The organism is Rathayibacter sp. PhB179, from assembly GCF_004345345.1.
GTDB lineage: Bacteria > Actinomycetota > Actinomycetes > Actinomycetales > Microbacteriaceae > Rathayibacter > Rathayibacter festucae.
In genome coordinates this window covers 178,220-190,783 of the sequence record NZ_SLVD01000002.1, presented here as the reverse complement: position 1 = coordinate 190,783, position 12,564 = coordinate 178,220, and the positions used below count along the sequence as shown (strand labels likewise).

Below are 12,564 nucleotides of genomic sequence, written 5' to 3'. Positions count from 1 at the left end.
GGCGGGTGGGAGCGGGACGGGTCAGCCGCGGCCGGCGGGATCGGCCGCGGGCCCGGTCGAGCGGGCGGCGACGGCGCCCTCGGCGAGGGTGAGCACGAGCGCCTCGCCCTCGGCCGCGTCCTGCGGCGTGCGGACCACGTGACCGCTGCCGTTCTGCACGATCGCGTAGCCGCGGTCGAGGGTGTGCTGCGGCGACAGCGCGCGGAGATGGCCGTGCAGGCGCTCGACCTCGAGGTGGGCGCGCTCGATCCGCCGCTCGACCAGCTCCGCGCCGCGGGCGACCCAGCGGGTCAGCTCCTCCGAGCGCTGGTCGACGAGGACCCGGGGCTGTGCGAGGACCGGCCGGGAGCGCAGCTGCGACAGGCGGTCGATCTCGTGCGAGACGAGCCCGCTGACGCGGGTGGTCATCCGCAGCCGCGCCTGCTGCACCCGGAGCAGCTCGTCGGAGACGTCCGGGACGACCCGCTTCGCCGCGTCGGTCGGGGTGGACGCGCGGAGGTCCGCGACGTCGTCGAGCAGCGGGCGGTCCGCCTCGTGCCCGATCGCGCTGACCACGGGGGTGGTGCAGGCCGCGACCGCCCGCACGAGGGACTCGTCGCTGAAGCCGAGCAGGTTCTGGAAGTCGCCGCCGCCGCGGGCGATCACGATCACGTCGATGCTCGGGTCGGCGTCGAGGGTGCGCAGGGCGGAGGTCACCTCGGACACCGTGCGCTCGCCCTGCACGGCGGCGTGCACGACGCGGAAGCGGACGGCCGGCCAGCGCAGCTGGGCGTTGCGGAGGACGTCCTTCTCGGCGTCGGAGTCCTTGCCGGTGATCAGGCCGATCCCGTGCGGGAGGAAGGGCAGCCGCTGCTTGCGCGCCGGCTCGAACAGCCCCTCCGAGGCGAGCTGCCGGCGCAGCCGCTCGAGCTTCTCGAGCAGATCGCCGAGCCCGACGTGCCGCATCTCGAACACCTGCATCGAGAGCGTGCCGCCCTTGACCCAGTAGTTCGGCTTGACCAGCGCGATCACGCGGTCGCCCTGCTTGAGGTCCGCCGGGAGGCGGGCCCGGACGGAGGACCAGACCGTGAAGCCGACGGTGGCGTCGCCGGAGAGGTCCTTCAGCTTGCCGTAGACGTTGCCGCCGGAGACGCCCCACTGCGTGATCTCACCCTCGACCCACGCGGTGCCGAGGCGCTCGATCCAGCCCTTGATCTTGCTCGCGAGCAGACCGACCGGCCAGGGAGCATCGGCGGTGGGAGGGGCGTCTGTCATCGGTGCCTTCGCTGGAGCGGGCGGGCGGGGGAGCGGGCGGCGGACCCGCGACGACCACGGTACGGGATGCCTCCGACACCTCGGCGGCCGCGGCGCCGGGCCGGGCGCGAGGCCGCTCGTCCGGCCGCCGGTCAGCGGATCCGGCCCTTCCGCGGGGAGCACAGGATGCACCGCGTAGAATCGCGGGGTGAGTGAAGCCCCGATCAGCCTGCCCATGCCGCGCATGCCCCGCGCAACCGGGCGCCTGCGCGACGAGCCCGTCGACGGTGCCAAGCGAGTGCTCCTCGCCGCCCCGCGCGGCTACTGCGCCGGCGTCGACCGCGCGGTCGTCGCCGTCGAGAAGGCCATCGAGCACTACGGCGCCCCCGTCTACGTGCGCAAGCAGATCGTGCACAACGTGCACGTCGTCTCCACGCTCGAGAGCCAGGGCGCGATCTTCGTCGAGGAGGTCGACGAGGTCCCCGAGGGCTCGCACATTGTCTTCAGCGCGCACGGCGTCTCGCCGGCGGTCGTGCAGGGTGCGGCCGACCGCAACCTCCAGGCGATCGACGCGACCTGCCCGCTCGTCACGAAGGTGCACCGCGAGGCCGTCCGCTTCGCGCGCGACGACTTCGAGATCCTCCTGATCGGCCACGAGGGGCACGAGGAGGTCGAGGGCACCGCGGGCGAGGCTCCCGATCACGTGACCCTGGTCGGCAGCCCCGACGACGTCCCGAACATCGTGGTGAAGGACCCGGACAAGGTCGTCTGGCTCTCGCAGACCACGCTCTCGGTCGACGAGACGATGGAGACGGTGCGCCGCCTCCGCGAGCGCTTCCCGAACCTGCAGAACCCGCCGAGCGACGACATCTGCTACGCCACCCAGAACCGCCAGGTCGCGATCAAGAAGGTCGCCGAGCACGCCGAGCTGGTCATCGTGGTCGGCTCCGCCAACTCCTCGAACTCGGTCCGCCTCGTCGAGGTCGCGCTCGAGTACGGCGCGAAGGCCGCCTACCGGATCGACTACGCCAGCGAGATCAAGCAGGAGTGGCTCGACGGCATCCGCACCGTCGGCGTCACCAGCGGCGCCTCGGTGCCCGAGGTCCTCGTCCGCGAGGTGCTCGACGACCTCGCCGCCGCCGGCTACGGCGACGTCGAGGAGGTCAAGACGGCCGAGGAGGACCTGATGTTCTCGCTCCCCAAGGAGCTGCGCAAGGACGTCGCCGGCAAGCGCGACGCCCGCGGGGCCGGCGGACGCGTGAGCGCCTCCGTCAGCGCCTGACGCTCCGCACGCAGAACGAGGAGAAGGCCGCCGCTCCCGAGGGAGGGCGGCCTTCTTCGCGTCAGCCGGTCGGGCGCTAGACGTCCGTGCCGGTCCCGGCGGACATCCGCGAGACGTAGTCGGCGAAGGTCGGATCGCCGAGGATCGCGATGGCGGCGACCGTCAGCGAGAGCACGACCGTCGCGACGATCCCCAGGATCGGCACCAGCACGGCGCGATTGCCGGCCCGCAGCCGGCGGATCGAGATCCAGACCGCGAACGCGACGATCAGCGCCTGCGCGAGCGCGACGACCAGCCCGAGGGTGCGGGCGAGATCGGGGGAGGCGTAGGTGCCGATGCCCTGGCTCGTGTAGAGCTCGGAGAGCGTGGTGGCGAAGCTCGACGGGTCGAGCAGCGTCGGCACCGCGAAGAAGACGCCGAGCGCGAGCAGGATGATCGTGATCAGCCGGTCGACGGGGTGCGCGACGGTCTTCGCGGAGGGCGCGGTCGCGGGCCGCGGATCGGTTTCGGACCCTCGCGGGTCGGGGACGACGACGGCGTCCTCCGGAGGTGTCCACGACCAGCCGGGCGGCGCGTACTCGCCGTACTGCGGTTCCGGGCGCTCTGTGCGGCCCGGCTGGTCGTGTGCGTTCGTCACGGAGCGGTGCCCTACTTGCCGGAGTGGCCGGCGGAGCCGAGCTGGCGGGTCGCCTCGGCGACGCGGACGGCCATGGCGGACTCGGCGATCTTGCCCCACGAGCGCGGGTCGTAGACCTTCTTGTTGCCGACCTCGCCGTCGACCTTGAGGAAGCCGTCGTAGTTCTTCAGCACGGTGTCGGCGACCGAGCGGCTGAAGGCGTACTGGGTGTCGGTGTCGATGTTCATCTTCACGACGCCGTTGCGGACCGCCTCGGCGATCTCGTCGTCGGTGGAGCCGGAGCCGCCGTGGAAGACGAGGTCGAGCGGGAGCGCCTCGGTGCCGTACTTCTTCTGCAGGCCGTCCTGGATCTCGCGGAGCAGCTCGGGACGCAGGCGCACGTTGCCGGGCTTGTAGACGCCGTGGACGTTGCCGAAGGTCAGCGCGGCCATGTAGCGGCCCTGCTCGCCGAAGCCGAGGGCCTCGACGGTCGCGATCGCGTCGTCGAGCGTGGTGTAGAGGTGCTCGTTGATGTCGTGGGAGACGCCGTCCTCCTCGCCGCCGACGACGCCGATCTCGACCTCGAGGATCGCGTTGATCGCCTTCACGCGCGGCAGGATCTCCTGGGCGATCTTCAGGTTCTCGTCGAGGGGCACGGCCGAGCCGTCCCACATGTGCGACTGGAAGAGCGGCTCGCGACCGGCCTTGACCTCCTCCTCGGAGGCGGCGATCAGCGGGTAGACGAAGCCCTCGAGCGCGTTCTGCGGGCAGTGGTCGGTGTGCAGCGCGACCGTGACCGGGTAGTTCTTGGCGACCTCGGTGGCGAACTTCGCGAAGGCGATCGCTCCGGCGGCGCGGTTCTTGACCGTGTGGCCGGCGAAGTAGTCGGCGCCTCCGGTCGTGACCTGGATGATGCCGTCCGAGCCGGCCTCGGACAGGCCCTGCAGCACCGAGTTGATGGTCTGCGAGGAGGAGACGTTGAACGCGGGGTACGCGAAGCCGCCCTTCTTCGCCTTGTCGAGCATCTCTGCGTACTGGTCCGGGGTAGCGACGGGCATGGCATCTCCTTTGACGGATGAACGGGAGGGGGTCGGGCGAGGCCCGCGTCGGCGTCGAGTCTAGCGAGGCGGCTGCGGGGCGTCCCCCGGGCGCGGGGCGGGCCTCGGATAGACTCCGCTCCGGGATGGGGATCCGCTCCGCGGGTCCTGCGACGACGCCGTCTGCACGAACTCGAACGCGAAGGACTCCGCGCTGTGACCGATATCGACCACGACTCGCTCTACCTCCACCCGGACCGCAACCTCGGCATGGAGCTCGTCCGAGCCACCGAGGCGGCGGCGATCCGCGCCGTCCCCTTCATCGGCAAGGGCGACAAGAACGCCGCCGACGGCGCCGCCGTCGACGCGATGCGCACCTTCCTCGGCACCGTCAACTTCGACGGGGTCGTCGTCATCGGCGAGGGCGAGAAGGACAACGCCCCGATGCTCTACAACGGCGAGCACGTCGGCAACGGCTCCGGGCCGGCCGCCGACATCGCCGTCGACCCGATCGACGGCACCTCGCTGACCGCGGCGGGCCGGCAGAACGCGCTGTCGATGATCGCCGTCGCCGACCGCGGGGCGATGTTCGACCCCTCCGCGGTCTTCTACATGGAGAAGATCGTCACCGGGCCCGAGGGCGTGGGGATCATCGACATCGAGCGCCCGATCGGCGAGAACATCCGCGCGCTGGCGCGGGCCAAGCGCAAGCCCGTCGACGAGATGCGCATCGCGGTGCTCGACCGCCCGCGGCACGCGCAGCTGATCGACGACATCCGCGCGGCGGGCGCCGGAACGCGGCTGCTGCTCGACGGCGACGTCGCGGGCGGCATCAACGCCGCTCGGCACGACTCGCGCGTCGACATGTGCGTGGGTACCGGAGGGACGCCCGAGGGCATCATCACCGCGTGCGCCATCCGCGCGCTCGGCGGCGTGATCCAGGGCATCCTCCGCCCCAAGGACGACGACGAGCGCCAGCGCGCGATCGACGCCGGCCACGACCTCGACCGCGTCCTGCACGCGAACGACCTGGTCCGCAGCGACAACACCTACTTCGTCGCCACCGGCGTGACCAACGGCGGGCTGGTGAAGGGCGTCCGCAAGGAGGGCCACATCATCACCACCGAGTCGATCGTCCTGCGCTCGCGCTCGGGCACGATCCGTCGCGTGACGGCCCAGCACCTCGCGGAGAAGTGGGTCTAGGCCGCCGCTGCATGCTGGTCGAGCAGCCGCGGAGCGGCGTATCGAGACCCCGCCTCCGTCGGACGGTGGATCTCGATACGCGCCCTGCGGGCGCTACTCGATCAGCATGAATCTGACCAGGCGCACATCCGTGCTGGTCGAGTAGCCGCGGAGCGGCGTATCGAGACCCCGCGGCTCAGGCCGTGCGCTCGTCCGGGGCGAGGAGCTCGACGGCCGTCAGGCGGCGCGGTGACACCGTGACGCCGCCGGCGGGCGCGATCACGCGGGACTCGTCGAGGGTGTCGAACTGGCGCGCGGTGACGAGGACGCGGGTCTCGAGCGAGCCGGCGAAGGCGTTGTAGGAGTCGACCGTCTTCTCGATCGAGCGGCGCAGCCCCTCCGCGTGGTCGGCGAGGGTCGCCAGCCGCGCGTAAAGCGTCTTGCCGAGATCGAGCAGCCGCTTCGCGTCGTCGGTCAGCACGTCCTGCTGCCAGGTGTAGGCGACGGTCTTCAGCACGGACCAGAGCGTCACCGGCGAGGCGAGGGCGACCCGCTTGCGGAACGCGTACTCCAGCAGCGTCGGGTCGGCGTCGAGCGCGCTCGCCAGCAGCGGCTCGCTGGGGATGAAGGCGATGACGAACTCCGGGCTCGCCGGCAGCCCGGTCCAGTAGGCGCGGCCGGCGAGGGCGTCGATGTGCCCGCGGAGGGCCCGCACGTGCGCTCGCAGCAGACCGGCGCGCCGGGCCTCCTCCTCGGCCCCCGCGCCGGCGGGGATCGCGCTCGCCTCGAGGTAGGCGTCGAACGGCACCTTCGCGTCGACGGCGATCGCCTTGCCGCCGGGGAGGCGGACGACCATGTCGGCGCGGCCCTTCCCGCCCTCGCCCTCCAGGCCGAACTGCACGTCGAAGTCGACCCGCTGCGTCAGCCCGGCCGCCTCGACGACGTTGCGCAGCTGCGTCTCGCCCCACGCACCCCGGCTGGCGCTCGAGCGCAGCGCGGAGGCGAGCGTCTCGGTGGTCGAGCGGAGCCTCTCCCCGGCGAGCCGCTGCCCCTCCAGCTGCTCGGTGATGGCGCCGAACTGCGCGGCGCGCTCGCTCTCGAGACGGCGCACCGACTCCTGCATCCCGCGCAGGCTCTCGGCGACGGGGGAGAGCGTCTGCAGGATCCGCGCGTCGTGCCGCTCGCGCTCGGCGACGACCCGCAGCTGCTCCTGCAGCTCGCGGATCTGGTCGCGGGCGGAGCCGAGGTGCTCGCGGTGCTGCTCCACGACCGACTCGTGCCGCTCCTCGAGCCCCTCGGCCCGCGCCTGCGCCGTGGCCAGCTCGAGCGCGAGCGCGGTGTCGGGAGTGCGGGCACGGGCGAGCAGCACGGCGACGACGGCGGCGAGGAGCGCGCCGACCGCGAGGCCGAGGACGAAGCTGAGTTCCATGCGCCGAGGAGACCACGGACCTCCGACATCCGCGCTGCGGCGCTCCGACGATGTCCGTCTGACCCTCGGACGGGTGTCCGGAGCGGGAGGAGGCGGAGTCGGAGGTTGCCCCTAGGCTTCGGGACCATGGGGAATCACCGCCGTCCTTCGCGCCTGCTCACCGCCGCACTCGCCCTCGCCGTCGGACTCGGGACCGCTCTCGTCCCGGTCGCCGCCGCCTCCGCCGCCGACGAGACGCTGCCGCCCGCGTCCGTCCTGGTCGATCCGGGAGCGGGGGAGGCGCAGGTCACCGCCGCCGACGGCTCCGTCCTGCCCGACGTGAAGGTCCAGTACGAGGCGGAGAGCACCAAGAGCTTCCGCGCCGGCTACATCTTCAGCGACGCGAACTTCTTCGACAGCGACGCCCGCTCGGCGCAGCAGATGCAGGCGCTCCTGGACGACAAGGGCCGCAACTGCTCCGGCACGCCCAACGGCGTGCCCTGCCTCAAGGCCTTCAGCCAGGTCACGCCGTCGAAGGCGGCCGATGCGATGTGCAAGGCGTACCGCGGCGGCGTCCTCGAGTCCGCGGCGTCGATCTTCGCCGGCGTCGGCGAGGCCTGCGGCATCAGCCCGCTCGTGCTCGCCGTCCTCGTGCAGAAGGAGACGAGCCTCGTCTCGACGACGAGCCCCACCGAGCGCCTCTACAACCGCGCGACCGGCTTCAACTGCCCCGACAGCACCGGCTGCGACAACGGCTCCGCCGGCTTCTTCACCCAGGTCTACGGCGCGGCCCGGCAGTTTAAGAAGTACGCGAACCCGCCCGGCTCCGGCTCGAACTTCACCGCCTACGCCGCGGGCACGACGCCGAGCATCCTCTTCAACCCGGACACGTCCTGCGGCTCGTCGCCGGTCGCGATCCGCAACCAGGCCACGGCGAACCTGTACTACTACACGCCGTACCAGCCCAACAGCTACGCGCTGACGAACACCGGCAACCAGGCCTGCGCCACCTACGGCAACATCAACTTCTGGTACATCTTCAGCGACTGGAACGGCTCGCTCGCCAACGCCGGCGTCGCCCCGGCCGGCCGCGTCGACGCCCCGAGGATCTCGGGCGGCACGCTGACCGCCTCCGGCTGGGCCGTCGACCCGACGACGCAGCGCGCGCAGCTCGCCACCACCGTCACCATCACCGCGCCCGACGGCTCCAAGACCGTCCGCACCCAGACCGCGAACGCCTCGCGCGGCGACATCCCGGGGGAGTACCCGGCCGCCGGCGGCAACCACGGCTTCGCCGCGACCGCCCCCGCCTCGGCCGCCGGCACCTACACGGTCTGCGCCAGCGCCGCCTCGGTGGACTGGAACCTCTGGACCGGCTCGGGCGACGCGAAGGCGCCCGGCACCAAGGACCTCGGCTGCACGAGCGTGTCCAACGGAACGACCGTTCCCGTCGAGCGGATCGCCGGCACCGACCGCCAGGACACGGCCGTCCGCGTCTCGAAGGCGACCTTCACGGCGAACGTTCCCGTCGTCTACGTCGCGACCGGCTCCGCCTTCCCCGACGCGCTGAGCGCCGCTCCCGCCGCGGCCAAGCAGGGCGGCCCGCTCCTGCTCGTCGACCGCGACTCGATGTCGCAGCCGGTCCGCACCGAGCTGACCCGCCTCAAGCCCGCGAAGATCGTCGTGGTCGGCTCCACGCTGAGCGTCAGCGACGCCGTGCTGCAGGACCTCAAGCAGTACGTCCGCGGCGGAGCGACCCCCACCCGCCTCGGCGGCGTCGACCGCTACGACACCGCGAAGAAGGTCGTCCAGTACGCCTTCTCCGACGGGTCGAGCCGGGCGTGGCTCGCGACGGGCGAGAAGTTCCCCGACGCCCTGGGCGCCAGCGCGGCGGCCGGCTCGGTGGACGCTCCGGTGCTCCTGGTCAACGGGACGCTGGCGACCGCGGACGCCACGACGAAGAGCCTCGTCTCGCAGCTCGGAGTCCGCTCGCTCACCATCGCGGGCAACGCCCTCTCGGTGAGCGACGGCATCGAGCGCTCGCTCGCCGTCGCCTCGAAGACGCGGATCGCGGGCTCGGACCGCTACGACACCTCGGAGAAGCTGAACAGGGCCGCCTTCCAGCGGGCGAACACGGTCTACCTCGCGACCGGGGAGAACTTCCCGGACGCGCTCGCCGGAGCGACCGCCGCGGGCTACACCTCGAGCCCGCTCTTCGCGGTCCCGCGGGACTGCGTGCCGCAGGCGGTGCTGAACGACATCACCGCGTTCGGTGCCAAGAAGGTCGTCCTGCTCGGCGGCCCGAACACGCTGTCGGACGCGGTCGCGCGGCTCACGCCCTGCGGCTGATGCTCCAGCGCACGGCCGCTAGCGTGGAGGGATGAGCTCGGCCGATCCCTCCCCGGCCGTCCCCTCCCCGTCCGTCATCCGACGTCGACGGGGAGGGGCGGCGGCTCTCGCCGCCCTCGCGGTGGTGCTGCTGCTCCCCGGAGCGACGGACCTCGGCGCGGCGGCCGCTCCCGCGACCGAGGTGCCGAGCATCCGGATGTGGACCGACCTGGCCGGCGGCGTCGACGGCTCGGGCTTCGACCCGGGCGACATCGTGTCGGACGAGGTCTTCTTCGACGGCGACGCCCTCGGCCCGCTGACGATCCAGGCCTTCCTCAACGCGCGGGTGCCCTCCTGCGCGGGGACCGATGTCCCGTGCCTGCGGGACTACGCCGAGGACACCGGCGACGTCGCCGCCGACGAGCAGTGCGCCGCCGTCGCGGGTGGGCAGGACGTCTCGGCCGCCGAGATCATCGCCTTCGTCGCCGGCGCCTGCGACGTCAGCCCCGCCGTGCTGCTGACGCTGCTGCAGAAGGAGCAGTCACTGGTGACCGACAGCGCGCCGAGCGAGCGCCAGTTCCGCAGCGCCACCGGCTACGGCTGCCCGGACACGGCGGACTGCGACAGCGACTACTTCGGCTTCTTCGGCCAGGTCTACGGCGCGGCCTGGCAGTTCCAGCGCTACCGCAACCCGGAGAGCAGCTTCGACTGGTACCCGGTCGGCGAGACCAGCGAGATCCAGTACTCGCCCGACGCCGCCTGCGGGACGGCCCCGGTGCGGATCGAGAACGCGGCGACCGCGGGGCTCTACTACTACACGCCGTACCAGCCGAACGCGGCCGCGATGGACGACCTCTACGGCTCGGGCGACGCGTGCTCGGCCTACGGCAACCGCAACTTCTGGCGCATCTTCAGCAACTGGTTCGGCGACCCGCGCGCGGGGGAGTGAGAGCGCCGGCTCTCGGATCGCCGCCCCGGGCGTCAGGCGGCGACCGGCGCCTTCGGACGCAGCCGCTTGACCGACACTCCGGCCAGCTCGCCGAGCTCGGCCAGGCTCCCGGCCCCGTGCCGGCGGGCCGCGTGCACCACGATCGCGGCGCAGGCCTCGGCGTCGGCCGACGCGTCGTGGTGGCGGAAGTCGTCGTAGCCGGCGGCGAACGCGACGGACGGCAGGCGGTAGGACTCGAGCTGGTAGGTCCTGCGGGCGAGCTGGAGCGAGCAGAGGTAGTCGTAGGCGGGGAGCTCGAGCGCCGTCGCGGCGCAGGCGGCGCGGATGACGCTCATGTCGAAGCCGGCGTTGTGGGCGACGAAGACGTCCTCGCCGGCGAAGGCGACGAGGTCGGCGAACTGCTCGACCCAGGAGGCGGCCGCGTGCACGTCGTGCTTGCGGATGCCGTGGATGCGGGTGTTCCACTCGAGGAAGTCGTCGTAGCCGTAGGGCGGGCGGATGAGCCAGCCGGCACGGTCGACGACGCGGCCGTCGCGGACCTTGACGAGCCCGACGGAGCAGGCGGACGCTCCGTGCGAGTTGGCGGTCTCGAAGTCGATGGCGGTGAAGTCGATGGGCACGACTTCACCCTCTCACGCACCTCCGACGCCGCCGGGACCGGCACGCGGCACCCCCGCGACCACGCCGTAGGATGGATGCCCGTGGCTCTCACTATCGCAATCGTCGGACTCCCCAACGTCGGCAAGTCGACGCTCTTCAACGCGCTGACCAAGAACACGGTGCTCGCCGCGAACTACCCGTTCGCGACGATCGAGCCCAACGTCGGAGTCGTGAACCTGCCCGACTCCCGCCTCGAGGTGCTCGCCGGCATCTTCGGCTCCGAGCGCATCCTGCCCGCGCCCGTGTCCTTCGTCGACATCGCCGGCATCGTCCGCGGCGCCTCGGAGGGCGAGGGCCTGGGCAACAAGTTCCTCGCCAACATCCGCGAGGCCGACGCGATCGCGCAGGTCATCCGCGGCTTCGAGGACGCCGATGTCGTGCACGTCGACGGCAAGGTCGACGCCGCGAGCGACATGGAGACGATCAACACCGAGCTCGTCCTCGCCGATCTGCAGACCCTCGAGAAGGCCGAGGCGCGCTACGAGAAGGAGCTCAAGGGGAAGAAGATCGAGCCGATCGTGCTCGAGACCGCGAAGAAGGCGCGCGAGTTCCTCGACTCCGGCAAGCCGCTCTCGGCGTCGTCGATCGAGCTCGAGCCGATCCGCGAGCTGGGCCTGCTCACCGCGAAGCCCTTCATCTACGTCTTCAACGTGGACGAGGCCGTGCTGACCGACGACGCGCGCAAGGCCGAGCTGGCCGCGCTGGTCGCCCCGGCGCACGCGATCTTCCTCGACGCCAAGATCGAGTCCGAGCTGATCGACCTCGACGAGGCCGACGCGGCCGAGATGCTCGAGTCCACCGGCCAGACCGAGTCGGGCCTCAACCAGCTCGCGTCCATCGGCTTCGACACCCTCGGCCTGCAGACCTACCTCACGGCGGGCCCGAAGGAGACGCGCGCCTGGACGATCGGCAAGGGCTGGACCGCCCCGCAGGCGGCCGGCGTGATCCACACCGACTTCCAGAAGGGCTTCATCAAGGCCGAGATCATCTCGTTCGAGGACCTCGTCGAGACCGGCTCGATCGCCGAGGCCCGCGCCAAGGGCAAGGCCCGCATCGAGGGCAAGGACTACGTGATGCAGGACGGCGACGTGGTGGAGTTCCGCTTCAACGTGTAGCTCGGTTCGGCTCTGCGAGCCGGGCGGCGGGGGAGACCGCGCAGCGCAGGTGCCTGGAAGTACGGGTCTGCTCGGCGCGGCTCGCTGCTCGTCGCAGGTGACGAGGTCGGATGCCGCGCCAGCGTCCGTGCCCGACATTTCTCCGCGAGCCGGCTCCGACAGACTTGGTCAACGCCGTGCGACACGAGGGGAAGACGTGCCGGGGAGACCACCGCATCCGGATGCCCGTGCCGAGCAGTTCCTTCAGTGGTTGGAGAGCATCGGGTGGTCGGTCGTACTCGGCGACGCTCACTTCCTCGGTCGGTGCGGTGGGACCTGCGGGCACCGTGAACTCGTGCAGAACGTGGCCGAGATCCGACCGATGATTGAGATCCGACGACGGTCGGTGGAAAAGTACTCGTGTACGACCGAGGAGGAAGACCGATGATGCAGGGCTACGTGGAAGTGAGCTGCATCGTCATCGGAGCAGCTGAGGAGTCTCAGTTCGATGACGCGATCTGCGGCGTGGCCACCGAGATGTCCCGCCTTGAAGGCGGCCTCGGAGTCGCGATCTCGGGCTCGGCGTCGACACGCTCCCTCGTCTTCGAGATCCCTGTCGATGACGAGGACGACACGAATGATCCGCTCACCTGGGCCCTGGCTCTCGTCCGCGCCGCATCGCACGCCGCGTCGCTGGGGACGCCGGGCTGGCCGACAGTGCGTGTCGAGGAGATGCGCCGTGACAGCGTCGAAGCGCCCGCGGTGGTTTGAGGCC

Annotated in this window: 11 protein-coding genes; 6 read left to right on the top strand and 5 right to left on the bottom strand. The window is 71.6% G+C overall.

The features are described 5' to 3' along the window. Positions 1–21: 21 nt before the first annotated feature. Positions 22–1,254 (bottom strand): exodeoxyribonuclease VII large subunit, encoded by a 1,233-nt coding sequence (xseA, locus tag EDF43_RS04615; RefSeq protein ID WP_132435805.1) that lies wholly within the window; start codon positions 1,252–1,254, stop codon positions 22–24. A gap of 214 nt (positions 1,255–1,468) precedes the next feature. Here xseA and EDF43_RS04610 point away from each other — a divergent pair, with 214 nt between their 5' ends. After that, entirely contained in the window at positions 1,469–2,515 is a 1,047-nt protein-coding gene (locus tag EDF43_RS04610; RefSeq protein WP_123735289.1) for a 4-hydroxy-3-methylbut-2-enyl diphosphate reductase, read from the top strand. A gap of 76 nt (positions 2,516–2,591) precedes the next feature. Here EDF43_RS04610 and EDF43_RS04605 read toward each other — a convergent pair whose 3' ends face one another. Together EDF43_RS04605 and fbaA are read right to left on the bottom strand one after the other, a co-directional pair. Further along, the gene (locus EDF43_RS04605) at positions 2,592–3,152 is read right to left on the bottom strand and encodes a DUF6264 family protein (protein WP_132435804.1); all 561 of its coding nucleotides are present in this window, start codon (positions 3,150–3,152) and stop codon (positions 2,592–2,594) included. A gap of 11 nt (positions 3,153–3,163) precedes the next feature. Beyond that, on the bottom strand, positions 3,164–4,189 hold the full coding sequence (gene fbaA, locus EDF43_RS04600) for a class II fructose-bisphosphate aldolase (protein ID WP_132435803.1): 1,026 nt from the start codon (positions 4,187–4,189) through the stop codon (positions 3,164–3,166). A gap of 249 nt (positions 4,190–4,438) precedes the next feature. Here fbaA and glpX point away from each other — a divergent pair, with 249 nt between their 5' ends. Next, positions 4,439–5,371, top strand: a complete 933-nt coding sequence (glpX, locus tag EDF43_RS04595; RefSeq protein WP_123445977.1) for a class II fructose-bisphosphatase — start codon at positions 4,439–4,441, stop codon at positions 5,369–5,371. A 175-nt stretch (positions 5,372–5,546) separates the two neighbouring features. Here glpX and EDF43_RS04590 read toward each other — a convergent pair whose 3' ends face one another. Next, positions 5,547–6,779, bottom strand: coding sequence for a DNA recombination protein RmuC (locus EDF43_RS04590; RefSeq protein ID WP_132435802.1), 1,233 nt, complete (start codon positions 6,777–6,779; stop codon positions 5,547–5,549). A 126-nt stretch (positions 6,780–6,905) separates the two neighbouring features. On the opposite strand from EDF43_RS04590, the gene EDF43_RS04585 reads away from it, so the two are divergent. Together EDF43_RS04585 and EDF43_RS04580 are read left to right on the top strand one after the other, a co-directional pair. Next, positions 6,906–9,107, top strand: coding sequence for a cell wall-binding repeat-containing protein (locus EDF43_RS04585; RefSeq protein ID WP_132435801.1), 2,202 nt, complete (start codon positions 6,906–6,908; stop codon positions 9,105–9,107). A gap of 31 nt (positions 9,108–9,138) precedes the next feature. After that, the gene (locus EDF43_RS04580; protein WP_132435800.1) at positions 9,139–10,035 is read left to right on the top strand and encodes a hemagglutinin; all 897 of its coding nucleotides are present in this window, start codon (positions 9,139–9,141) and stop codon (positions 10,033–10,035) included. Positions 10,036–10,067: 32 nt separating this feature from the next. Here the strand turns inward: EDF43_RS04580 and EDF43_RS04575 are convergent, their stop codons facing one another. Next, a complete protein-coding gene (locus EDF43_RS04575) occupies positions 10,068–10,655 on the bottom strand; it encodes an exonuclease domain-containing protein (protein ID WP_132435799.1) in 588 nt (195 codons plus the stop codon). A gap of 81 nt (positions 10,656–10,736) precedes the next feature. On the opposite strand from EDF43_RS04575, the gene ychF reads away from it, so the two are divergent. Together ychF and EDF43_RS04565 are read left to right on the top strand one after the other, a co-directional pair. Continuing rightward, positions 10,737–11,810: a redox-regulated ATPase YchF gene (gene ychF, locus EDF43_RS04570; protein WP_123735295.1), complete on the top strand. Its 1,074-nt coding sequence runs from the start codon at positions 10,737–10,739 to the stop codon at positions 11,808–11,810. A 423-nt stretch (positions 11,811–12,233) separates the two neighbouring features. After that, positions 12,234–12,560 carry a hypothetical protein gene (locus EDF43_RS04565; protein ID WP_123735296.1) on the top strand — a complete coding sequence of 109 codons (327 nt, stop codon included), beginning with the start codon at positions 12,234–12,236 and terminating at the stop codon, positions 12,558–12,560. Positions 12,561–12,564 lie beyond the last annotated feature (4 nt).

Coding starts and splice junctions, on each gene's coding strand:
- xseA (WP_132435805.1), bottom strand. CDS start 1,254: ATGACAGACGCCCCTCCCACCGCCGATGCTCCCTGGCCGGTCGGTCTG.
- EDF43_RS04590 (WP_132435802.1), bottom strand. CDS start 6,779: ATGGAACTCAGCTTCGTCCTCGGCCTCGCGGTCGGCGCGCTCCTCGCC.
- EDF43_RS04580 (WP_132435800.1), top strand. CDS start 9,139: ATGAGCTCGGCCGATCCCTCCCCGGCCGTCCCCTCCCCGTCCGTCATC.
- EDF43_RS04585 (WP_132435801.1), top strand. CDS start 6,906: ATGGGGAATCACCGCCGTCCTTCGCGCCTGCTCACCGCCGCACTCGCC.
- fbaA (WP_132435803.1), bottom strand. CDS start 4,189: ATGCCCGTCGCTACCCCGGACCAGTACGCAGAGATGCTCGACAAGGCG.
- glpX (WP_123445977.1), top strand. CDS start 4,439: ATGGAGCTCGTCCGAGCCACCGAGGCGGCGGCGATCCGCGCCGTCCCC.
- EDF43_RS04565 (WP_123735296.1), top strand. CDS start 12,234: ATGATGCAGGGCTACGTGGAAGTGAGCTGCATCGTCATCGGAGCAGCT.
- EDF43_RS04610 (WP_123735289.1), top strand. CDS start 1,469: ATGCCGCGCATGCCCCGCGCAACCGGGCGCCTGCGCGACGAGCCCGTC.